At 41.8% G+C, this 24,696-nt stretch carries 11 protein-coding genes; 8 read left to right on the plus strand and 3 right to left on the minus strand.

The annotated features are described in order from the left end of the window. The first annotated feature begins 624 nt into the window (after positions 1–624). The 8 genes from HMPREF9010_RS04975 (at position 625) to HMPREF9010_RS04940 (ending at position 19,167) form a co-directional block, all read left to right on the plus strand. Positions 625–1,638, plus strand: a complete 1,014-nt coding sequence (locus HMPREF9010_RS04975; RefSeq protein ID WP_157452186.1) for a fimbrillin family protein — start codon at positions 625–627, stop codon at positions 1,636–1,638. Positions 1,639–1,683: 45 nt separating this feature from the next. Continuing rightward, positions 1,684–3,309 (plus strand): fimbrillin family protein, encoded by a 1,626-nt coding sequence (locus tag HMPREF9010_RS04970; protein ID WP_004301565.1) that lies wholly within the window; start codon positions 1,684–1,686, stop codon positions 3,307–3,309. Between the two features lie 59 nt (positions 3,310–3,368). Beyond that, on the plus strand, positions 3,369–6,548 hold the full coding sequence (locus tag HMPREF9010_RS04965; protein ID WP_004301566.1) for a SusC/RagA family TonB-linked outer membrane protein: 3,180 nt from the start codon (positions 3,369–3,371) through the stop codon (positions 6,546–6,548). A gap of 21 nt (positions 6,549–6,569) precedes the next feature. After that, positions 6,570–8,582: a RagB/SusD family nutrient uptake outer membrane protein gene (locus tag HMPREF9010_RS04960; RefSeq protein ID WP_008650756.1), complete on the plus strand. Its 2,013-nt coding sequence runs from the start codon at positions 6,570–6,572 to the stop codon at positions 8,580–8,582. A 46-nt stretch (positions 8,583–8,628) separates the two neighbouring features. Continuing rightward, entirely contained in the window at positions 8,629–11,679 is a 3,051-nt protein-coding gene (locus tag HMPREF9010_RS04955) for a SusC/RagA family TonB-linked outer membrane protein (RefSeq protein WP_008650758.1), read from the plus strand. Positions 11,680–11,700: 21 nt separating this feature from the next. After that, entirely contained in the window at positions 11,701–13,422 is a 1,722-nt protein-coding gene (locus HMPREF9010_RS04950; RefSeq protein ID WP_004301569.1) for a RagB/SusD family nutrient uptake outer membrane protein, read from the plus strand. An 80-nt stretch (positions 13,423–13,502) separates the two neighbouring features. Then, a complete protein-coding gene (locus HMPREF9010_RS04945) occupies positions 13,503–15,587 on the plus strand; it encodes a hypothetical protein (RefSeq protein WP_008650760.1) in 2,085 nt (694 codons plus the stop codon). A gap of 181 nt (positions 15,588–15,768) precedes the next feature. Then, on the plus strand, positions 15,769–19,167 hold the full coding sequence (locus tag HMPREF9010_RS04940; RefSeq protein WP_004308493.1) for a DUF6250 domain-containing protein: 3,399 nt from the start codon (positions 15,769–15,771) through the stop codon (positions 19,165–19,167). Here HMPREF9010_RS04940 and HMPREF9010_RS04935 read toward each other — a convergent pair. The 3 genes from HMPREF9010_RS04935 to HMPREF9010_RS04925 form a co-directional block, all read right to left on the minus strand. Continuing rightward, entirely contained in the window at positions 19,148–20,908 is a 1,761-nt protein-coding gene (locus tag HMPREF9010_RS04935; protein WP_004301572.1) for an ATP-binding protein, read from the minus strand. The genes HMPREF9010_RS04940 and HMPREF9010_RS04935 overlap by 20 nt on opposite strands. A gap of 712 nt (positions 20,909–21,620) precedes the next feature. Beyond that, on the minus strand, positions 21,621–23,255 hold the full coding sequence (locus HMPREF9010_RS04930; protein ID WP_008650768.1) for a rhamnogalacturonan acetylesterase: 1,635 nt from the start codon (positions 23,253–23,255) through the stop codon (positions 21,621–21,623). A 129-nt stretch (positions 23,256–23,384) separates the two neighbouring features. Then, complete coding sequence (locus tag HMPREF9010_RS04925; RefSeq protein WP_004312573.1) at positions 23,385–24,524, minus strand: glycoside hydrolase family 88 protein; 1,140 nt, start codon at positions 24,522–24,524, stop codon at positions 23,385–23,387. Positions 24,525–24,696: the final 172 nt, after the last annotated feature.

A 24,696-nucleotide genomic window follows, 5' to 3' on the forward strand; every position in this document is an offset into this window, starting at 1 on the left:
GCACAACACGGATATGATTTAGGCATTCAAATTGAAAAAATAGAATACTGTATCGGACACAGTATGAAAAATAACCGTCCTATCTTTAATTATATTAAGATTATGCAAGAACATGCCGATAAGGTGTTCCGTGCCGTACTTGACCAATTGCTATAGTATAGATAGTTTTTCACTGCTATTTTTAGTTCCTTCTTTTGCTAATCGATTTCATTCCGATCGCTATCCTTTTTTCGTTCCACTATAGTTATCCGCAAAGTACACTATAGTTACCCTTGCGGATAACTATAGTCAAACGCAAAGATAACTATAGTGGAACGAAGAAAGATTCGCATACCGGATAACTCATAATAGGTAAAAAAGATATTAATGGTACTAATTGTTCAAATCTTATCCTCAATTGATTGCTAGCTGTATGTAGTCGTTTGATGCGCAGGTAGTTATGTTTAAAAAGAGAATCTAACTTTTGTTTAACTTAACAGATATAACTAATGAATATGGAAAACAACAAAAAAAAGGCTTCATTTATTTCAATTGCTGGTTGGAAAAGAATGCAGCCATTGTCTTTTTTACTTTACGACGATTTTACTAATCAACAAAAATATGTTTAACTTTAAAAAACATGGTATGAAAAAAAACTATGTCACAACTGCTGTTGCCTTACTACTTTTAGCAGGATGTAGCAACGATATTAAAGAAACTGATATTCAGTTTACCGGTGATACGGGAGCGAAAGTTTCTTTTAGTGCAGTAATAAACAATCATGAGGCTAGCAATCTTGTTACAAGAGCTACGGAAACAAACTGGGAGGCAGAAGACTCGGTAGGAATCACTTGTGGTACGGAACAAGTGAATATTCATTACAAATACAAGGGCAATGGTCTTTTTGCAGCAAAAGGAGGAAATGCAGAAGAAATTTGGGTATTAGGTTCCGGAGAGTATGATGTAGTGGCATACGCTCCATTTTCTGGTACATCAGGTGAAGAACAACCTGCATTAGAAGTGACTACAGCTAGTGAAAATCAAGCTACAGCAGAAGAACGTGCGAAGATAGATTTTCTTTTTGCCAAAGGGAAGGCTACATCACAAACCCCGAACGTGACATTAGCATTCAATCATGTGATGAGTCGTATTAGATTGGAGTTTCAAGCTGGCGAAGGTGTGGACTTGGCAGATATAACTTGTTATCTTATTGGGCTTAAGAATAATGGTACATTTAATCCTAAAACAGGGGAGACAACAGTCAGTGAAGACCCTGTTACGGATAAAGATGATATTTATTGGGATAAAATAGGAGAGCAGGATAATTATACAGTACAAGCTATTTTACTGCCACAGAAGGTGCAAGGCAAAGTAACTATCCAAGCTAGAATGAACGGTTATCTTTATGAAGCCGAGTTTGCTAACTTGACAGAATTGAAATCAGGATTTTCTTATAATTACATCATCAAGACAAATAAATACGAGGACAATAATTATGTGTTGACAATTACAGAACAAACGCAAATAATAGGATGGGAGGATGAAAACCACGATCCTATAACATCCGACCCGAGTATAGCTGAAACTGGAACAGAGATAACTAATCCTAGTTGGAATATTACAGAAGAAACCGTAACTCCACAGCCTGTTGTGAAGTGATCTGTTTACCAATCTAATATAGATAAAAATGCTAAAAATATAAACATGAGATTTATGAAAATATATAATTATATATCAATGCTTTTTCTGGCTGGCGCAGCCATAGTTGCGTCTTGCTCGCAAAATGAAGAACTCACCGGAGAAACACCGGATTCTTTGCAGGGATTTCAGATTAGTGTGTCTGATGAAGGATTTATGGACGAAAGTGGTAAGACACGTGCTACAGAGAATGGATATACTACCCGATTTTCTAACGGAGATGCTATCGGTATATTTGCGGTAAGAGGAGAAACGGTGGTAGAGGATATCAAGAATCGGAAATTCACACTGACAGATGGCTATTGGGAATTGACTGATGGAGGGGATCCTATTGAATACAAAGGTTCACAATTTCAGCGGATGACTTTTTATGCATACTATCCGTATAATGCGAATGTGACTTTTGATCCGACGAAGGTGGATCCTTTTGAAACATACGTCAACAATTGGAAAATAGGCAGTGAACAAAATGAAGGAAATTATACACAATATGATTTGATGACGAGTACGGGTAGTGTTCAGGGGGATCGTTTGAAAGGACAGATCGCTTTTACTATGCAACATCGGATGGCTCTTGCGGTAGTGAAGATGCCTAATTTGACCTATAGCTTTACAAATGGCGGTATAGATGATTATTTGTTACCATTAACAGCCGGTTCGTTTACAGTGAACAATACTCAAGCAACTCCTTATTATCAGGAAAGTACGGATACATACCGTTTCTTGGTTAATCCGAAGAAGGAATTCTCAATTAAGGGTACTTATTCTGGAGTAAGTGAGATGGAATATGAAGCTAAAGGTACGCTGGAAGGAGGAACGGCGAAAATGTATACCATCGAAGATAAAAGTAAAATCAACCATACTTTGCAGGTAGGAGACTATTTTTGTGCAGATGGAAAAATAGTTTCAGTAGATGCGGAAACGGTGCCGGAGAATGTGATTGGTATTGTATGTTATGTAGGAAATTCACAACCCAGTGTAACACATACTGAACTCTATTCAGCAGAAGTTGATGCTTTGCGTCGCGATTTCCCTGCATGTACGCACGGTATAGTGCTATCTATTAAGAATTCTGTGGTAAAAGATAGTGAACAAAATGATGTTGCTTTGAAAATGTTCCATTCAAGTAAGTCCGGTTATTATTCAGACTGGTTTACTTCAGATGAGAATTGGGCAAACAAGTTTGTAGGTTGTAACACAGAGAAGGATGTTAACAAGAATGATGCTTCATTGGTTTTCCCAGCACTAATGGGATACAATAATACACAGTTACTTACTATGTGTTACGAAGGTATGGGTAGTCCTTCTACTTGCGACCATGCTTATGCGTATATCAAGGCTTATCGTGAAGCGGAAGCTATTCCGGCAAATGTGACTCCTTGGTATTTGCCCTCTATAATGTGTTGGGATACAGTCGCTAAGAATTTGAGTGTTATTAACCGTTGTCTCAAGAATGTAAATGGTGATGAGATGACCTCTGTCGAGTCAGGAACTAACAGTGGACACTATTGGAGTAGCACACAGCGTTCTCCAGCCAACCAATGGACACACGGTATGGCTGGTGGAAGATATCACATAATTTGTGAACGTGATTCGCGTGCCGGTTATTTCCGTATGATGCTTGCATTCTAAAATAATGACGGTATATAAAGTCCGTTAAAATTATACTTATATCATGAACATATACATATATGAATAAGAAAAACTTTATAAAGGGGACAACCTTACCTGTCGCTCTGTTTTTCACTATAGCAACTTTTGCACCTGCATGGGGATTGCAAACAGCCTCGGCAGCCATCGAAGTTGTACAGCAGCAAAGTACTATAAAAGGAACAGTAGTAGATAGCCAAGGCGAACCGATAATTGGAGCAAGTGTACTTGCGGAAGGAACATCTAATGGTACAATTACCGATATTGACGGTGTATTTAGAATAAATGTACGTCCCGGTGCGAAATTGAAAGTATCTTTTATAGGTTATACCGATAAAAAAGTAGTAGCGAAAAATGACATGAAAGTCATTCTGGTAGAGGATGTGACAGCACTTGAAGAGGTGGAAATCGTAGCTTATGGTACGCAGAAGAAAGTGACCATGACAGGAGCTATCGCTAGTGTGAAGGGAGAAGAATTGACCCGTGTATCTGTAGGTTCGGTTTCCAATGTATTAGGAGGGCAGATGACAGGTTTGACTACCGTACAATATTCCGGTGAGCCGGGAGCGGATGCCGCTGAAATTTTTATTCGTGGTAAAGCTACTTGGGAAAATTCTTCACCGTTAATTCAGGTAGACGGTGTGGATCGTGAAAGTATGAGTGATATCGACCCGAATGAAATTGAATCCATTTCTATCTTGAAAGATGCTTCGGCAACAGCCGTATTTGGTATTCGTGGAGCAAATGGGGTCATTTTGATTACAACTAAACGAGGAAAGGAAGGAAAGGCGAAAATTTCGTTTACTACTTCTGCTTCTGTATTGATGCCTACAAAAATGGTAGAACAGGCAAGTTCCTATGACTATGCCCGTTTTCATAATCAAATGATGTCCGGTGATGGCAAATCTGCCTTATTTAGTGATGGCGTGATTCAAAAATTTGCAGATGGTTCCGATCCTATTCGTTTCCCAAATATACAATGGGCTGACTATATTATGAAAAGCTCTACGCTTCAGAGCCAGCATAATCTGAACATCTCGGGAGGAACAGATAAAGTACGTTATTTCATCTCTGCAGGTGCTTATACGCAAGGAGGACTTTTTAGTGAGTTTGATCTTCCTTATAATTTAAGCTATCAGTACCGTCGGTTTAACTATCGTACAAACTTGGATATGGATGTCACTAAAACGACTACTTTGTCATTCAATATTAGTGGTAATGTGAATAATTCAGATCAACCGCGTACGAGTCAGGGATCTTCCGGATTGATTAAAAATATGTATTATGCTACTCCTTTCTCCAGTCCGGGAATCATAGATGGAAAATTGGTAAATTCGAGCGATGAGACTTATTCAGACGGACTGAAATTACCATTTACAGGAGGTACAGGTATGGGATATTATGGAAATGGGTTCAGCCAGACCAGCAACAATTCGCTGAATGTGGATGTGATTCTGGATCAAAAAATGGACTTCTTGACTAAAGGACTTTCTTTTAAAGTGAAGGGATCTTATAACAGCTCGTTTACAGTTAATAAAGTCGGTTCTGGTGGGTCTATTGCTACATACACTCCTGTATTGATGGATGACGGTAGTATTGCTTATCGTAAGTTTGGAGAGAATACAGATGTGAAGTATTCGTATACTACAGGCAAAGCACGTAATTGGTATATGGAAGCCAGCTTTAATTATAATCGTACTTTTGGTGATCATACGGTGACAGCCTTAGTTTTGTATAATCAACAGAAAGAGTATTATCCGAAATTATATTCGGACATTCCTCATGGATATGTCGGATTAGTCGGACGTGTCACTTATGATTGGAAGAGCCGCTATATGGCAGAGTTTAATGTGGGTTATAACGGTTCGGAAAACTTTGCGTCCGATTTGCGCTTTTCTTATTTCCCGGCTGGTTCTATAGGTTGGGTGATGAGTGAAGAGAAGTTTTTCCGTCCTTTGAAGTCGGTGGTTAGCTTCTTGAAATTACGTGCCAGTGTCGGTTTGGTAGGTAACGATAATATTGGAGGATCGCGGTTTATGTATATGGCTGATCCATATAATGTCGGTTTAGGTGACTTGGCAAATCGTGTAACGGCAAGTGGAGGAGCAACTAACGCCTGGGGATATGGATTCGGAACAGATAATGGTACTGTTAGTCTGGGTGCGCGTGAGGTAGCTAAGAATAACCCTGCTGTGACATGGGAAAAAGCTCTGAAACGGAACTATGGTGTTGATATTAACTTCCTTGATGACCGTCTGAAAACAACCTTTGAATATTATAAAGAACGTCGTAATGACATCCTTTTGCGTGACGGTACAGCTCCGGGAATGTTAGGGTTCATTACTCCCTATTCAAATTTAGGAAGTGTAGACAGTTGGGGCTGGGAACTTTCTTTAAAATGGAACGATAAGATTGGCGATAATTTCCGTTATTGGGCGGGTATTAACCTTTCTTATAATCAGAATGAGATTCTTGAAAAGAAGGAAGCACCGCAGAATAATTTATATCAATATCAGAAGGGACACCGTATCGGTTCGCGTAGTCAATATGTTTTCTGGCGCTTCTATGATGAGGATACACCTGCGCTATATGAGCAGACATTTAATCGTCCGTTCCCCACTCACGAGAGTATTCTTCAAAATGGAGATGCAGTATATGTTGACTTGAATGGTGACCGTAAGATTGATGCAAATGATGCAAGTTATGACTATGGCTTTACAGACGATCCTGAATATATGCTAGGTATTAATTTAGGATTCAGTTGGAAGAATCTGGAAATAAGTACTCAATGGACAGGGGCCTGGAATGTAAGTCGTATGATTTCGGATGTATTTCGTCAACCGTTTTATTCATCTTCCAATAGCGAGCAGGGAGGATTGTTGGCATACCATCTGGATCATACATGGACACCGGAAAATCCGTCACAATCTTCGGAGTATCCGAGAGCTACCATTGATAATGCAAAGAATAATTATGCTACTTCCACTTTATATGAGAAAGATGCCAAATACTTGCGTTTGAAAACTCTTCAGGTGGCATACAATTTTCACTTCCCATTAATGAAGAAACTTGGACTGAATACATGTCAGTTGGCTTTTGCAGGATATAATTTGTGGACGATTACACCTTATTTGTGGGGTGATCCGGAGGCAAGAGCTACTAATGCACCTTCTTATCCATTGTCCAAGACTTATACGTTGAGCTTGAAATTAGGATTCTAAAATAGATAAAGGAAAGATACAATGAAATTACAAAATAAATGGTTCATCGGTGCGATGTTGGGAGCGGCGGTTTGTTTGGTTTCCACTTCATGTGTGGACGAAATTAAATTCGGAAACTCTTTTTTGGATAAGGCACCGGGCGGAAATGCTACTATTGACACAGTGTTCAATAGTGCGGAATATACGCGCCAATTTTTGAATACCTGTTACAGTAGACAGTATTACGGATTACCTTATAATACGGACAGTAACGGTAATATTCCTGATTCTTCCAGTCCTTATTTAGGAAAGAAGGATGCGCTAACAGACTGCTGGTCACTTTATTTTAGTGACGCAACTGTATATCAGCAGTATTATTTGGGTTCTCTCAATGCCAACTATGGCACGCGTGGTAATATTTTCCCATATACACGGGAAATGGTATGGGAAGTAGTGCGCTGGTGCTGGTTGTTAATGGAAAATATAGATAGAGTGCCGGGCATGGATAGCACTGAAAAAACTCAGTTGGTGGCAGAAGCTAAATGCCTGATTGCGGCACGCTATTTTGATATGTTCCGTCATTATGGAGGTCTTCCATTGTTATATGCTTCATTCACCGGTACGGAGTCAGGTTATGAAATCCCCCGTGCTACGGTAGAGGAGACTGTTAACTACATGATAAAGATGTTGGATGATGCTATCAATTCCGGTGGATTGGTGTGGGCTTATGCTGATGCCGATCTTGCCAGCAAGGCCGGACACTGGACAAAGGCCGGTGCGATGGCATTGAAATGCAAAATCTGGCAATTTGCCGCTTCTCCGTTGTTTAACGATGTCAACGGATATGCAGGAGGAAACTCAGAGGCTGAACAGCAGCATCTGGTATGGTACGGCGGCTACCATGCGGAACTTTGGGATAACTGTTTGAAGGCTTGTGAAGCATTCTTTAAAGAGCTGGAGAGTCAAGGCGGATATAGCCTGAATAAGGCTTCGGAAGAAACACCGGAACAGTATCGGCAGGCATATCGTATGGGATATATTCGTCAGAACAGCAAGGAGGTCTTGCATTCTGTCCGCACGAATATGTCGGACGCTTTCAACTCAAGTTCTTATATGTGGCATTCCTGGGCTGTTCCGTCACTTTGTCGTACCGAATATCCGCCTACACAGGAATATGTGGAGATGTTCCCATGGGCCGACGGTACTTCGTTTGACTGGAAAAAGACGGAAACAGAAGGTAAGTTGGATGCAATGTTCCTGACCGGAACATTCAAAAATGGAGAACAACTATTGTCGGAAATCGTATTAACCCGTGATCCTCGTCTGTATGAGCATTGCATGGTAAACGGATTGCCGAAGATGTTAGACTGGAGTGCAGGAACAATGTCCGGTTTACCTTATGAATTGTGGGTCGGAGGATACGATGAAGGACAAAATGCTGCACTTGAATCAGGTAACTATGCGACTGGTTATAAAAATATGAAATATTATTTGGGAACAGAGTACCAACGTCAGTATACGCATTGGGTATATCTTCGTTTATCTGACATTTATTTAACTTATGCAGAGGCCTTGCTTCAAGCCAAGAATGATCACCGGGGTGCTATTGACCAAATGAATATAGTACGTGCCCGCGTAGGATTGAAGAAAGATTTGGCGGAGTGTGTTACAGATAAGAATTTACTTTCTGACAAAGCAGCCTTATTGGAAGAATTGCTGTGCGAGCGTGTTCGGGAATTGGGGCTTGAAGATAGCCGTTACTTTGATCTTGTCCGTTACAAGCGTGCCGATCGTTTCGAGAAGCGCCTGCACGGGTTGCTCGCCTATCGTTTGGATGATACCGGTAATCGTATAACGGGAAATGCTAAATGGAATGAAGGAGATAAGAACAAGGGGGCATTGCAGCCTACTCGTTTTGAATATGAAAGGTTTGAGTTATCCAAGCCGGTCCGTCGGTGGTGGACATACGGATTTGATCCCAAATGGTATCTTTCTCCATTCCCGCAAACGGAAATTAACAAAGGATATGGATTGATTCAGAATCCGGGTTGGTAATGTGAGACAGCGAAATAGATTAAAACAATATTGAATATTGATTTATATGAGAAAAAATAAGATTCTGATACTGGCTTTACTGGTTTGTTTGAGCATTCCGGTCAGAGCACAGAATACAGACAACAACATTATAGGTATTGTTGTTGATAAATCGGGAAACCCAGTCTATGGAGCGTCCGTTAATGTGGAAGGTGGCGCAGTGGAGACCCGGGTTGAAACTGATAAAGATGGTAAATTCGAGATTGCGGTCGAGAAAGGACAACGTTTGAGTGTCGTTTCTGTCGACAAAGGCTCTACCACAGTTGTGGCAAAGACTGATGGTCCGATGACTATTGTGATGGGATATGCAGCTCAGACTATTGATGTGGGAGCTAACCGGACATTCAGTCGTCATGAATCAACAGCAGCTGTTTCTACCACCTATAACGAAGAGTTTAATAAGCGGTCTTCCCGGAATATATCCAATTCTTTATATGGATATGGATTGGGCCTTACTACTTTGCAGAATGCGGCCAGTACCGGGTTAATGGCAGATCCTACCTTTTATGTACGTGGTTTGCAGAGCTTGTCAAGTAGTACACCGCTTGTGCTGGTTGACGGTTTGGAACGAGACATGAGCTTGGTGAGCCCAGAAGAAGTAGAATCCGTTTCCATCCTGAAAGATGCCGCGGCTGTGGCATTGTACGGATACAAAGGGGTGAACGGTGCGATCTTGATTACTACAAAGCGTGGTAAGTACAAAACAAAAGAGATAACTTTTACGTATGATCATATCATTAACACTCAGTCTCGACGTCCGGAATTTGTAGATGCAGCTACGTATGCTTCTGCAGTGAATGAAGCGCGTGGATATGAAGGTTTGGGAGCTCGGTATACTCCGGAAGAAGTCAATGCTTTCCGTAATGGAGTAGGTAGTGGAGGGGCTTCCCGTATGTACCCTTATCTCTATCCTAATGTGAACTGGATTGATGAAACCTTTAAAGACAGAGGAGTTTCTAATAAATATACGATCGAATTCCGTGGGGGAGGAGCAAAGTTCCGCTACTATACTATGGCGAATTTATTAACAGACAAAGGGTTTATCAAAACCCCGAATGCAAATGACGGATATTCTACACAGAATATGTATTCACGTGCTAATTTGCGTACAAATCTGGATATTGATTTAACCGCCACTACCAAATTGAAGTTGAATCTTCTCGGTACCTTGTCCGAATCTCGGATTCCGGGGGCTTCGGTTAACCTATGGGATATGATTTATTCGATTCCTTCTGCAGCTTTTCCGGTTCGTACGGAAGATGACAGTTGGGGAGGAAGTACTACTTGGGCGGGAACATCGAATCCTGTCGCACAATCGCAGGGAGCTGCTTATTCTAAAGGACACTCTCGCAGTTTGTTTGCCGACCTTACCTTGTCACAAGATTTATCTGGTTTGCTGAAAGGATTGGGAGCAAACTTTCGTTTAGCTTATGACAACTATTCCAATATTCTGGAAGACCATAGCAAGACTTATACGTATGCCGGTTATGCAACAAGCTGGACAACTAACGGTCCGTTTTATACTGCCATTTCAGGTGGCGAATCCAGTGAAATGGGTTCGGGTGCAGGTATTGACAACTGGGCGCGCCAATTTAACTTTGCAGGTAGTGTCGATTACAATCGCTCGTTTCGGAAGTGGGATGTGTATTCTCAATTCAAATGGGATTATGAGTATCGTGATTCATACGGATTGAACACTACTATTTATCGGCAAAATGTATCCTGGTATAATCATGTAGGTTTCTCTAATCGCTATTATTTGGATCTGGCATTGGTTGGCTCGGCCTCCAGTTTATTGGCACCGGGGCATAAATGGGCTTTCTCGCCTACCATTTCTGCTGCTTGGGTGCTTTCGGAAGAAAAATGGTTGAAAGATGTGTCTTGGGTGAACTTCCTGAAATTGCGCGCTTCGTTTGGAGTGATCAATGTTGATTATCTGCCTAAAGACGGAAGTACTACCGTATATGACTATTGGGATCAGATTTATACGACTACCGGTACGCAATATAAGTTTAACAGTAGTTACGACTCTGAATTCGGAAGTACTATTATCGGGCGCCTGGCAACTGCTAATTCGACACATGAGAAAGCGTATAAATACAATGTTGGTGTTGATGCCGTGTTGTTCAATGGACTGGACGTGACGGCAGAAGGCTATTACCAACGGAGAAAAGATATTTGGGTCTCTTCCGAAGGAAAATATACCGATGTGTTGGGCGTAGATGCTCCGTTCGAGAATGCCGGAATCGTTGATAGCTATGGCGTGGAACTAGGACTTAACTATACGAAACGGTTAGGAGATGTAGTGTTCAACCTTGGCGGTAATTTTGCTTGGAATAAGAATGAAATTAAGGAACAACTGGAAGAACCGCGTTTGTATAAGAATCTTGTGCAAACAGGAAATCGGTTGGGACAAGTATATGGAATGGTAGCTGAAGGTTTCTTCAAAGATAAAGAAGATATAGCAAACAGCCTTCCGCAAAACTTTAGTACGGTAGTGCCGGGAGACATAAAATATAAAGATGTGAATGGAGACGGAATCATTGATGCCAATGATAAAACAGCTATCGGTTATAGTACGACGGCTCCGGAAATTTATTATTCTTTCCATTTGGGAGCCGAATGGAAAGGGATTGGAGTAGATGTAATGTTTCAGGGAACAGGTAACTATTCTGCTGTCTTGAATACGAAGAGTATGTTTTGGCCGTTGATAAATAATACGACACTTTCTACTCATTATTATGAGAATCGTTGGACACCGGAAAATCAAAATGCCAAATATCCTCGTTTGAGTTCACAGAGTAATGCCAATAACTATCAGGCTAATACAGTTTGGTTGGCGGACCGGTCATTCTTGAAGTTACGTAACGCGGAGGTGTATTACAGATTTCCGGAAGAATGGATGAAGAAGACTAAGATATTGGGGAGTGCCAAGTTATATGTCAGAGGAACAGACTTGTTCTGTTCAGATCATATTGATGTGACAGATCCGGAATGTTATGGTGTAGCGACTCCGCTGAATAAGAGTGTAGTAGTCGGTGTTACGATTGGTTTTTAATCATAAAAACAAAGCGAAAGAATGAAACTGAAAAACATTATCTACGGAATGATGTGTGTAGCCGCACTCGGTTCCTGCTCAGATAAGATGGAATATCATGAGTACAATAATTATGATGAGGATTTTGTGAAGCTCAACTTCGGTAATGTAGGAGGGCTGATAACAAATATCTATTTGTCCATGGATGTGGACTTTGGAAACTATAGCGGGGCAATTCTTGGTTCTGCTACCGATGAGTCCGAATATGCTTATTCGGGAAATCAGATTGAAGACTTTTACAATGGTTCTTGGAGTCCGTCGAATGCTAAAAGTAGCATGTGGACGTCCTGTTATGAAGGGATAGCCAATTGTAATTTATATCTGGAGAAGTTTACCGGACTGACATTTCCCGAGTTGGCTTTGAACAGTGATTATGCACAACAGATGTTCCGCTATACCAATTACCAGTATGAGGTACGTTTCCTTCGTGCATATTTCTACTTTAACTTGGTACGGCAATATGGAGATGTGCCGTTTAGCGACCATATATTAACAGCCGAAGAATCGAATACGTTATCGCGCAGACCGGCACAGGAGATTTTTGATTATATCATAGCCGAATGTGATGATATTAAAGATAAGATTATCGTCGATTACAGTAAACTGGGAGATATGGCATTGCCTAGTAGTCCGGCGGAAACAGGACGTGCCAACCGTAAAACGGTATTGGCCTTGAAAGCTCGTGCAGCATTGTATGCGGCAAGTCCTTTATTTAATCCGACTGATAATAGAGAACTGTGGTATCGTGCAGCTAAAGCCAATAAGGAAATTTTAGATGACAGTAATGGGTTTGCTGAAAAGGCAAAACTCTTAGTGGAGGATTATTCATCACTTTGGAGCAAGGACAATTACAATGACGCTACTAATGAATTGATTTTTCTCCGTCGTGCCACTACTACCACTAATTCTTTTGAGGGATATAACTTCCCGGTAGGGTTGGAAAATTGTAAAGGTGGAAACTGTCCCACACAGACACTGGTGGATGCGTATGAGATGAAGGATACAGGGTTGCGTCCGGACGAGTTGGATAACTATGATCCTGCTAATCCTTATTATACCAACCGCGACCCTCGTTTCTATCTGACTATTGCCAAGAATGGGGACGAAAAGTGGCCTAACTGGAATACTGTTCCTCTGCAAACCTATCAGGGCGGACTAAATGCGGAGCCTTTGAGTGGCGGAACTCCGACTGGCTATTATCTGAAGAAGTATTGTCAGACGGCAGTAGACTTACGTGCCGGTACAGCTTCAAAGACCTATCATTCATGGATTACATTCCGTTTTGGAGAGTTCTATTTGAATTATGCGGAAGCTGTATATAAGTATCTGGGTAGTCCGTATGCAACGGATAATGAATTTACAACTTCGGCTGTGGATGCTATCAAAGTAGTTCGTACGCGTGCCGAGATGCCCGGATTCCCTCAAGGGATGACCAATGATGCTTTCTGGAAGAAATATCAGAATGAACGTATGGTAGAATTGGCCTTTGAAGGACATCGTTTTTGGGATGTACGTCGTTGGAAGGAGGGTGACAAACATTTCAAGAACATTGTTGAAATGAAGATTACGAAGAATGGGGATGATACTTATACGTATGAACGTAAGGTAAAAGAAAGAAGTTGGGATGATAAGATGTATTTCTTCCCGATTCCGCAGAGTGAAAAATCTAAGAATCCTAATTTGGAGCAGAATCCGGGGTGGTAACCCACAACCGGAATGCTGATGAATAGTGATAGGATATTCTTGCATAGAACGGATGTTTATAGAATAAAAAAACGAAAGAAATGAAGAAACATTATATAATACTGGGGCTGTTTTGTCTGCTGGCCATAGTTGCCTGCTCGGATAATGACCCCGTCGTTGAAGTGAGCAATGGCAATCAGACGGAAGAGGAGTTGCCGCCTCTGCCTACTGAAGTTATAACGGGTAGCCGTGCAATGTGGGTTAGTTACGACCCGGCACCAAATGTTGACGCCAATAACTCTTCCGGCATATCATCCGCATTGATTAGCTGGAGATTACTGAAGACCGATCCGTCTAATGTTGCTTTTGATATTTATAAGTCGGTAGACGGCGAGACGGAAGTGAAATTGAATGAGAAACCTATTTCGAATACTACTTCTTGGGTGGATGCGGATATTGATGTATCAAAAACGAATGTATACCGGGTCACTCTTGCCAATCAGGCTGAAACGCTTTGCGATTATACCTTTACCTCTGAAATGGCAGAAAAGTTTTATCATGAGATTAGATTAAACATGAATGTACCCGATGCGTCGATTACATATTCTCCTGATGATATTCAGCTAGGTGACTTGGACGGTGACGGTGAATTGGAGATTGTGGTGAAGAGAGAACCGTATGATGGTGCCAACCAGGGGGGATGGAATAATGGTTCGACCTTGTTGGAAGCTTATAAGATGGATGGTACTTTTTTGTGGCAAATTGATTTGGGAATCAATATTCGTTCCGGTTCACATTATACTTCATATATTTTATACGATTTTGATGGAGATGGTTTATGTGAAATAGCTTTCCGCTCTTCAGAAGGTACAAAGTTTGGGGATGGTAAGGTCATTACCGATGCTTATGGTAATGTGAACGATTATCGAATTCGTCAGACTGACGCTGTGGGCTGGTATTCGGGAGCAAGTATTAATACAATTTGCGGTTTGATAATGGAAGGTCCCGAATATATCTCTATTTGCCGTGGATATGATGGACGTGAAATTACCCGGGTGGATAATATTCCTCGTGGTGGAAGTGGTTCAAAAGCGTCGCGTGCTAAATATTGGAGTGAATATTGGGGAGATGATTACGGAAACCGCATGGACCGTTTCTTTATCGGGGTGGCTTATCTGGATGGTATACCTGACGAAGCGACCGGAGTGAGAACAAGCAACCCCAGTCTGATCATCAGTAGAGGTATTTATCATAATTGGCAAGTATGGGCACTCGATTTGAAAGGGAATAAACTGGAAACCCGTTGGAAGTTTGATACAGCCGAACATTCTTCAAAATGGTTGTCCATGTGTTCGCATAGTTTTCGTGTAGCGGACTTGGACGATGATGGAAAAGATGAAATCTTGTATGGTTCTGCGGCTATAGATGATGATGGAAGCGAATTGTGGTGTACCGGAAACGGTCATGGTGACTGTTTATGTGTTGGCAAATTTATAAAAGACCGTTCAGGATTGCAAATTGTTGCTTCATTTGAAGAACCGGGCAATTATAATGGACAAGGACACGGTTATGGATGTCAAGTGATTGATGCAAGAGATGGTGGCTTGATTACCGGCCATGGAGCGGGTTCGACTACTGATGTCGGTCGTTGTATTGTGGCAGATATCGATCCGGATAGCCCGAATTTTGAGTACTGGTCTTCTTTGCAGGAAGGGGTATTCAGTTGTAGTGGCAGTGGATTGGTATCCAGTACATATCCTACAGGTATTGGTGGTGGAGTTTTGTATAATGTAGCCATTTATTGGAGCGGGCAGCCGACAAGAGAAATGCTGGACCGTGCTTGTGTCGTGAGCTATAAAGAGAACCCTGATGTAAACAAGACGAATAAGACTCGTTTGGTATATTTTGGAACTTACGGTAGCAATGACGGTAACCATAGCACCAAATACAATCCTTGTTACTATGGTGATTTTCTCGGTGACTATCGTGAAGAAGTAATAATGGGTTCAAGTGACATGAAATCTATTTATATATTCTCCACGAATCATCCTACCGAATTCCGTCTTCCTCACTTGATGACCGATCATAATTATGATATGTCTCAAGCGATGCAGAATATGGGATATAACCAGGGAACTAACTTAGGTTACTATGTAGGTGCTGAAACTTTGAAAAAAGCAGAATAAAAAGGTTTTTGAATAAGAAATCTCTTATTTGATATGAGTTTGTTGAAAAAGAACAATCCGGCTAACTGTCGGGTTGTTCTTTTTTTCATAGTTGAACGAATCGCCATATATATGGATAATATTCTATTTCTTAATTGATCGGCTCTCCCTACCTTTGTAAGGTGAGATAGCAAATATACATATGAAAAAACTCTTTATCCTTTTGTTCCTCTTCATCACTTTAGGAACAAACGCACAAAACAATAAAGTTTCCGGCCTCAACGCCCGCCAGTTTCATAAATATTGGAAGGTAGAGTCGGAATCTCCGGATTATAAAGTGACATTTCAGGGTGATACCGCTGAAATACTGTCTCCTAAAGGCCTTACCTTATGGAGGAAAGAAAAGATGAGCGGACGGGTAACCATTGAATATGATGCATGTGTAGTTGTAGAAAAAGAAGGAGACCGTTTGAGTGACCTGAATTGCTTTTGGATGGCTTCGGACCCCAAACATCCTGATAATATATGGAAACGTGAGAAGTGGCGTAGCGGAATCTTTCTGAATTGTTATTCTTTGCAACTCTATTACATGGGATATGGTGGAAATTATAACTCTACTACACGCTTCCGTCGTTATGACGGCAATGAAGCAGGAATCACAGATCCCAAAGTACGTCCTGCCATATTGAAAGAATATACAGATACCGAACATTTGCTAAAAGCGAATCACTGGTATCACATTAAGATAACAAATGAAAATAATAGGGTTAGTTATTACATAGACGGCAAGCGACTGGTGGACTTCCGCGATGCCGAACCTCTGACAGAAGGATGGTTCGGCTTTCGTACCACCTTATCCCGTACCCGCATTACAAACTTCCGCTATGAATGTTTGCCACCCCAAACGTCTACTGTTCCTTTACATTGGATCGGCAATACTCCTGAACAAGACAAAGCTGTAAGCTTCGGAGTTCCTTTTGATGAAGGCTACCTATTTCCAGAAACTTCATTGCGGTTAAAAACAGATAGAAATCAAGAGATTCCGGTAGATACTTGGCCATTGGCTTACTGGCCGGATGGTTCCGTGAAATGGAGCGGAGTTGCCGGAGTCATTCCTGCCGGAACAGAAAGACTGACATTAGAAAAAGCCCCCCGGAAAGCAAAAACTATCAATAAACAGCCTAATGCTTCTATTGCAATCACTGAAACGCCTGAAGATATTCAAATTGAAACAGGGCTAATTTCCGTATTTATTCCCCGACGCGGAGATTTCCTGATTGATAGCCTATTATATAAGGGAACTAAAGTAGGAGAGAAAGCGCGTCTGATTTGTAATACGCAAAACGAGCCGATTCAAGAAAATACATCTCAAATATCTTTTACTCATTACATAGGAGAAATAAAATCAGTAACCATAGAACGTCTGGGCTCTGTACGGGCACTTGTAAAGTTGGAAGGGATACATCGGAACAGGAATAAGAAGATTGATACGAATCACTCTGAAGGGGAAGGGAACTATGCGAATAACTCTGATATGAACAAACGGAATAACCGTGAGTGGCTTCCTTTTGTGGTACGTCTCTACTTTTATGGTGGTAGTGAACAGATCAAAATGGTACATAGCTTCATCTATGACGGAGATCAGAAGAAAGATTTCATTCGTAGTTTGGGTATCCGTTTCGATGTTCCTATGCGTGAAGCTCTGTATAATCGTCATATTGCTTTTTCGTGTGCAGATGGAGGAGTGTGGAGCGAGCCGGTACAACCATTGGTAGGGCGTCGCATACTCACTTTAAATAAGACAGATAATAAGAAAAACAGTAATGAAAAGAAAGATGCACAACAGATGCCGACTGATGACCCCTCCCTGCAACAGCAGCAAATGGAAGGCAAACGTATTCCGCCTTATGAATCTTTCGATGAAAAGAACCGCTCTCTGCTCGATAACTGGGCTTCATGGAATGACTACCGTCTGTCTCAACTCACTGCCGATGCTTTCTCCATTCGTAAACGTGCCAATAACGATAATCCCTGGATAGGAACCTTTTCCGGCACACGTAGCGATGGATATATTTTTGTCGGAGATATTACCGGAGGATTAGGACTTTGTATGCATGACTTTTGGCAGTCTTATCCCTCTTCTATTGAAATTTCAGACGCACGAACCCCGGTAGCTACCCTTACCGCCTGGTTGTGGAGTCCGGAGTCCGAGCCTATGGATTTACGGCATTATGATCGTATAGCTCATGACCTGAATGCCAGCTATGAAGATGTCCAAGAAGGTATGAGCACGCCATACGGCATTGCCCGTACAACTACGTTGACACTGATCCCACAAAGTGGCTATGCCGGAAAAAAGGCTTTTGCTGATTATGCCAAACAATTTTCTAGCCCTAGTCTGTTAATGCCAACCCCGAATTATCTTCATGCCCGCCAGGCTTTCGGGATATGGAGTCTCCCCGACCGTACTACTCCATTCCGTACTCGTGTAGAAGACCGCTTGGATGCTTACATTGACTTCTATCAGAAAGCAATCGAACAAAACAAGTGGTACGGTTTCTGGAATTATGGTGATGTGATGCACGCTTATGACCCTGTTCGTCATACCTGGCGTTACGATGTCGGAGGATTTGCCTGGGACAATACGGAACTGGCTTCTAATATGTGGCTATGGTATAATTTCCTGCGTACCGGGCGTATTGATATTTGGCGTATGGCAGAAGCTATGACGCGTCATACAGGCGAAGTGGATGTCTATCATATCGGTCCCAATGCCGGATTAGGCAGTCGGCATAATGTAAGTCATTGGGGATGCGGAGCTAAAGAAGCGCGAATCAGCCAGGCCGCCTGGAACCGTTTCTACTATTACCTTACTACAGACGAACGTTGCGGTGATTTAATGACTGAAGTGAAGGATGCCGACCACAAACTCTATGACTTGGACCCTATGCGCCTGGCCCAACCTCGCAGTGAATATCCTTGTACCGCTCCCGCCCGTTTGCGTATCGGTCCCGACTGGCTGGCTTATGCCGGTAATTGGATGACAGAATGGGAGCGCACAGGTAACACTGCTTATCGTGATAAAATAATAGCAGGAATGAAAAGCATTGCCGTCCTGCCTAACCGCCTCTTTACCGGCCCCAAAGCTCTAGGATTTGATCCGTCAACAGGAATCATCACAACCGAATGTGACCCCAAATTGGAAACAACCAACCATTTAATGACGATCATGGGCGGATTTGAGATAGCCAATGAAATGATGCGTATGATTGATATACCCGAATGGAAAGACGCCTGGCTTGATCATGCTGCACGTTACAAGAAGAAAGCATGGGAACTTAGCCATAGCCGTTTTCGTGTCTCCCATCTGATGGCTTACGCAGCTTATCACTTGCGCAATACCCAAATGGCTGAAGAAGCCTGGAAAGATTTGTTTACCCGGTTGGAACATACACCTGCACCGCCTTTCCGCATCACTACCATACTTCCGCCGGAAGTACCGTCTCCATTAGATGAATGTACGAGCATTAGCACGAATGATGCTGCTCTTTGGAGCTTGGATGCTATTTATATGCAGGAAGTTATTCCGAAGGATGAATAGCAGAAGCATTTATTTCTTCACATTTCACCATATCCCAACCTTGGAACTGAATTAATAATAGGTGAAGTGTCGTTCCAGTAGCCAGTTTCTGCACAACTTTATCCTTACTGTATCGCAACAGTTGCTGTCTTCCTTCTTCTGCTTGGGCTTCAAGTTCAGCATTGGTAGCTGTACGTGTAGCGTATTTCAACTCCAGGATATAGCTGTGTTCTATATCGGAATAACGCATTTTGTCCGGCAATAGGAAGAAGTCACAATAGCCATAGTTCATTTCCAGTTCCGGCTGTACGAGATAATAAGAAGCAATGGCAAGATAGGCTTTTAGGAAACCTTGCAGGTTTCTTTCCCCTTCTATCGCATCTCGTATGGAAGAGTTCTCCCGATAGGCACGGGCGATGGTTTCGAAGAATGGTTGCCAATGACCATCGAAGGCGAAATCATCTATCAAGTCTTTCAGATGTGAAAGATTCAGGGTATGGGCCTGTTGATAGTAGTCGCGCAAGAATCCAAGGTACTGCTCGCGCACACAATTGTTAGGTATGCACATTTTCAGACGGTCGCCACGGGTGCCGCACATGGTAAGTAAACCATAATAATAGAGCAGGCTTCGGAAGTTCTCTATATCTGCTATCTTTTCTGACGGGAACGAAGTATGTAAGTCTACCAGTATTTCACCTTTTGCCGCAATTTCTTCGATAGTACTCATGCGGCTTCCCTCATGGGTGTTGTCGTGGTCAATGCGTGCCAGCATTTTCAGTTTACTGTAATCCGTACGGATATTCTTGTCTACCATATTTTCGGGTGGACGGTGAAAATCAATTTGGTTACGTAAATAGTATAAAGTCATATCGCAATTAAACACACGGTCGTTGTCCAAAGATGTTCTGGCGAAGCAATAATTGTCATACCACGGTTTCATTTCTGTAATCATCGCTTCTACATCACCGACCAGCTTTCCATTTTGTTGGTAATAACGGAGCATTTCACGTACTTCAGTTTCATCAAATCCTATCATGGCATTAAAACGGGAATCAGTCGATATATTCCAGTCAATATTATACCCGCTAGATAAATCATCCAGTGTGATAGGGCTGACTCCCATTAGGAAAATTCGGTCAAACATACCTTTGAACTGCTTGAAGTATTCACGGTAGAAGCCGCTGGCATGAGTCAGGTCATGGAACATTTTCTGTCCGTGTTCGCTCAATATGACGTTGGTAAAGTTGTCATATTCGTCAATTATCAGATAGAGAGGATATCCTTTTTCTTTAGCCTTTACTTCTATATATGATAATTTTGCTTTAGCGCTTTCAATGCTTTCTACTGTTGACTTGAAATCTTCATCATAATAAGATGCGTATGCATGGGCAAACTGGTTGATGATGATACTGCAATATTCATTAAAGCTACTCATCAAATCTGCTCCCGGCAGTGAGCAGCCTGCTTTTGAGAAGTCGAAGAAAAGGACTTGGAAACTGTTATGTTGTTTGGTTGGACGGCTTCCTATCCATAAGTCACCGAAATACTTGTCGAAGTTATCCTTCTGTATTATGTCGTAATAAGTACGCATCATGCTTAGGAATAAGCTTTTTCCGAAACGTCTCGGACGAATAAGGAAAAGGTAACTGGGCATTTCCTCGATAAGGGGCAGATACATGGTTTTATCGACGAAATAGAAGTTTTCGTTCCGCATCCGGTTGAAGTCGGATATTCCGTATGGTATTCCTTTCACTTGGCTCATATTGGCAGGCTTTTAATTTGTACAGGCAAAGTTAATCTATTCCGTGGAATAAATCAATGATTTGCGACTGTATTATGTTGGATACGAACATTCATTTTTCCCTTGAATGGGGATGAACATATCCTGTCCAGATGTTCTGTTTTTAAGATTATATTAGAAAATAACCGTTGCGAAATTGATGAATCAGAGAAAAAACTGCATAAATAAGTGCAATAATATGCAGAAATATAGGCGAAAAGTGAATAATATCAGACAGAATATGCGTCTTTTCTAACGGAAAAAGAGTTCGTTAGGTTTAAACCAACAGGGTGATCCTCACCGATGAACGCTATCTTCCTCACCGATGAACTTGTCCTTCATCGGTGAGGAAGATATAAATGTGCTTTTTTAAGCTAGTTTTTCTCTGATTTACCTGGACTTTTGAATAAGAAAATAATAACATAATGGAAGATTAATCCCTGAATCGATATCGACTTGCAAGTGTTGTAGGATAAAATAGGTGTGAAATGCTAGATAAACTCTATAAATGATAAGAATGAGGATTTGCGTGTTGACAAATGTCGGAGCTTTTTTATTCTTCTTCATCTGCTATGCTGTTTTCTCCATTCTGCACTGCTTAAATATTCCTTTTTTAAGATAGAATATTTAAACAGTCCGGATAGTCTATATTTCCCTTTAGTCCTTTGCTATCTTTACAGGATTCTCTTTCGTATTATTTCAAATACTCTTTTAGCGGGCAATCACTCTTTTTCAACCCTTCAGCAATACTTTTGGCGTTCATGTGCGCTCCTTTCAAAGAAGTATGTGTATGGTCGTGATTGTAGTAAGCTGCAGCTTTCTTCACACCTTTCTTTTCAAGTTTATCGGCACTAATCTTATTCAAGTCAATGAAATAAGCTCCCGTAGCTTCCGCAGCTTCACGTGTCCACTTGCCAAAAGACTCGGTATTACGTTCTATTTTTCCATCTTTCCATTTGTTGCGTGGCGTATGACTAAGAACGATGGGAATGGCACCTTTCTCCTGAACATCCATGATGAACTTTCGAAGATACCAGCCGAAAGTATAAACAACTTGATATTTGCCTGTCTTTTCCATTAGAAAGACTTTGCTCTCATCTCCCGAACCGCGCAATTCGGCACGGGCTTTCCCTTTGTTTATATCTCCTGCATCATTATGTCCGAACTGAATCAGAACGAAGTCCCCCGGTTGCAAGGCATTGTATACCTTATCCCAACGACCTTCATCGAGGAAAGTACGTGCACTACGTCCTGCCATCGCACGATTTTCTACAGAAATTTTATTTAGATTGAACTCGTCAGCAATTACGCTTCCCCAACCCCACATACCGTTTTTGTCTTTATCTTCATTTCTGACCGTACTATCTCCGATAGTAAACAATACCGGACGTCCCTCTTTCCGACTGGAACCTGTCACTGTATCTTTCTCAACAGGTTTCAGATAATTGGCTAATTCCAGTCCTTCATACGCACGTATTCCGTCAGCAGCAGATTCTGCATTTACTTTAGCACCGAAAGCACTTGTATGTATACGGTCGATGTAGAACATATATTTCACCTTATTCTTGCCGAACTTCTCAAATTTGCGGGCACTGATATCATTCAAGTCAATAAAAGGAACATGCTGTTCTTCTGCCACCTGCTTTGCCCACAATCCAAAAGTCTTGTTGACACGTGTGATGATGGTGCTGTCTTTGTCTTCCCAAGCATTGCGGGGAGTAAGCGAAAAAAGGATCGGATGAGCACCTTTGGCTTTTACATCTTGAATGAAACGACGCATATATTCCCCGTAGGTATATACGGTTTCTTTTACTCCGGTTTCTTTAATCGTTACGTTCAGTGTATCTTTGCCAATTCCGGGAATGGAAGCACGGGCACGTCCGCTGTCGTATGGGCCGTTGTCATTGTGCCCCAGTTCGATGATAACCCAGTCTCCCGGGCGTACTCCTTTGATTACATCCGGCCATAAACGGTTATAGAAAGTACGGCTACTGGTTCCACCCAACGCATGATTCTCTACAGTAATCCGGTTAGAGTCGAAATAATCACCTGCATAATAGCCCCATCCCCATTGTCCGTTGTTGCCGTTTCCTAAAGTTCCGGTACGCATGGTAGAGTTACCTACCAGAAACAGAACAGGGTTGTCACCTTTCCGGCTCGAACCGGCTTCCGGTCGCGAGGTACGTGCTTTATTCAGGCTGTCCAGCGTGTTGTCAATTACTTGATTGACGTCTGCCATGGGAGCGGAAACTTTATTTTGCGCTTGCAGTTGCAAACTAAATGTAATGGCCATCAGCCAACATATATACGGGAATAATTTGTTTTTCATGAATCTGTTTTCTTTGAAATCCCTCACTGACCGGTGTCTAAACAGTCAGTGAGGGAACTAGCTACTAACTAACCTCTAACTAAACCTAATGAATGATTATCTTTAAACCTAATGAAAAAACTGTCTATGTTATTTTAATTTATAAACTTCTGTTCCGGCAAGCAGGAAACAACCGACTCCGTAGTCTTCAAAGTCGGGCACACTCTTATAAGTAACCGGCTGTCCGTCTTTAGGCTCTTTGCCTGTTCCCTGCACATATCCCAGGAATCCGTTCGGATGTACGGCATCTTTCACCATAGCGTTCCATGCTTTTAAAAGGACGGGAAGATATTCTTTGCGGTCGAGCAGTCCGTTGCGCACTCCCCAAGCCATGCCGTATACAAACAGTGCTGTTCCGGAAGTCTCTTTACCTCCGAAGTTCGTCGGATCATGAAGACTCACATTCCAGAAACCATCTTCACGCTGACATTTTTTAAGTGCCTTGCTCATAGCGAGAAAATCATTTATATAGTCCTGGCGATGTGTTTCATTGGCAGGGATTTCATCCAATACCCGTACAAGAGCTGCATATACCCAGCCATTTCCACGACTCCAGTAGCAATCTTCTCCATTCGGTTCTTTGTAAGGAGGATCAAAGTCCTGATCGCGCCACCATAAGCAATCTTTAGGATTATACATTCCGGCTTCTCCGTGCACGTTACGAGTGTAAGAATACATATCCCACATCTTATCGTAGTATTTCTGTTCACCGGTCATTTTTCCAAACTTTGCGTAGATTGGCATTGCCATCTGGATAGCGTCAATCCACCACCAATCGTTCACCTGCGGAGTGTTGACTACCATATCGATACTTGCTTTTATATTCCGGATCATATTCGGATCGGACGGACACATATTATAAAGGTCGATATAAACTTGTCCGCAGCAATGGTCGTCTGCGTTACGGGTGGTATTGCCGTTTCTCATTCCCCATTTGTGGAAATCAGCCCAATCGTAGGCATACTTATAATAATCCTCACGAGGGTAAATGCCATACAGAGCCATTAATCCTTCATAATATACGCCTCTCGTCCATATATTGCTTGGACGAACTCTGCCATAGAAAGAAGGCAATGTGTAATCGGCATACTTTTTCATAAAGTAGTCGTTTACTTTTACGATAGTCTCTAAAGTCTCTTTTTGTGCAGGTAACTCTTGTGCCATGACCGGCTTTCCTGTCATAAGACAAAGAAGGGTTACTGTAAAGAATGAGAGTAGTGATTTCTTCATGGTGAAATAATTCTGTTTTATTAATTGGGTGTTCATTCTAATTTTCATTGGCAAAGATAAGGGACGCACTTTTCTTTTTCAATGGATTTCCGTTCAGATATATTCATTTTTGTTCACCAGGTAGTTATAATGCGGTTTAAAAGTGGGCTATATGATGATTTCTACATAGATC

This window comes from Bacteroides sp. 3_1_23, assembly GCF_000162555.1.
GTDB lineage: Bacteria > Bacteroidota > Bacteroidia > Bacteroidales > Bacteroidaceae > Bacteroides > Bacteroides ovatus.

Bases quoted from the DNA above. Each gene is read 5' to 3' on its own strand.
- HMPREF9010_RS04945 (WP_008650760.1), top strand. From the start codon at position 13,503: ATGAAGAAACATTATATAATACTGGGGCTGTTTTGTCTGCTGGCCATA.
- HMPREF9010_RS04960 (WP_008650756.1), top strand. From the start codon at position 6,570: ATGAAATTACAAAATAAATGGTTCATCGGTGCGATGTTGGGAGCGGCG.
- HMPREF9010_RS04970 (WP_004301565.1), top strand. From the start codon at position 1,684: ATGAGATTTATGAAAATATATAATTATATATCAATGCTTTTTCTGGCT.
- HMPREF9010_RS04965 (WP_004301566.1), top strand. From the start codon at position 3,369: ATGAATAAGAAAAACTTTATAAAGGGGACAACCTTACCTGTCGCTCTG.
- HMPREF9010_RS04975 (WP_157452186.1), top strand. From the start codon at position 625: ATGAAAAAAAACTATGTCACAACTGCTGTTGCCTTACTACTTTTAGCA.
- HMPREF9010_RS04930 (WP_008650768.1), bottom strand. From the start codon at position 23,255: ATGAAAAACAAATTATTCCCGTATATATGTTGGCTGATGGCCATTACA.
- HMPREF9010_RS04950 (WP_004301569.1), top strand. From the start codon at position 11,701: ATGAAACTGAAAAACATTATCTACGGAATGATGTGTGTAGCCGCACTC.
- HMPREF9010_RS04935 (WP_004301572.1), bottom strand. From the start codon at position 20,908: ATGAGCCAAGTGAAAGGAATACCATACGGAATATCCGACTTCAACCGG.
- HMPREF9010_RS04955 (WP_008650758.1), top strand. From the start codon at position 8,629: ATGAGAAAAAATAAGATTCTGATACTGGCTTTACTGGTTTGTTTGAGC.
- HMPREF9010_RS04925 (WP_004312573.1), bottom strand. From the start codon at position 24,524: ATGAAGAAATCACTACTCTCATTCTTTACAGTAACCCTTCTTTGTCTT.
- HMPREF9010_RS04940 (WP_004308493.1), top strand. From the start codon at position 15,769: ATGAAAAAACTCTTTATCCTTTTGTTCCTCTTCATCACTTTAGGAACA.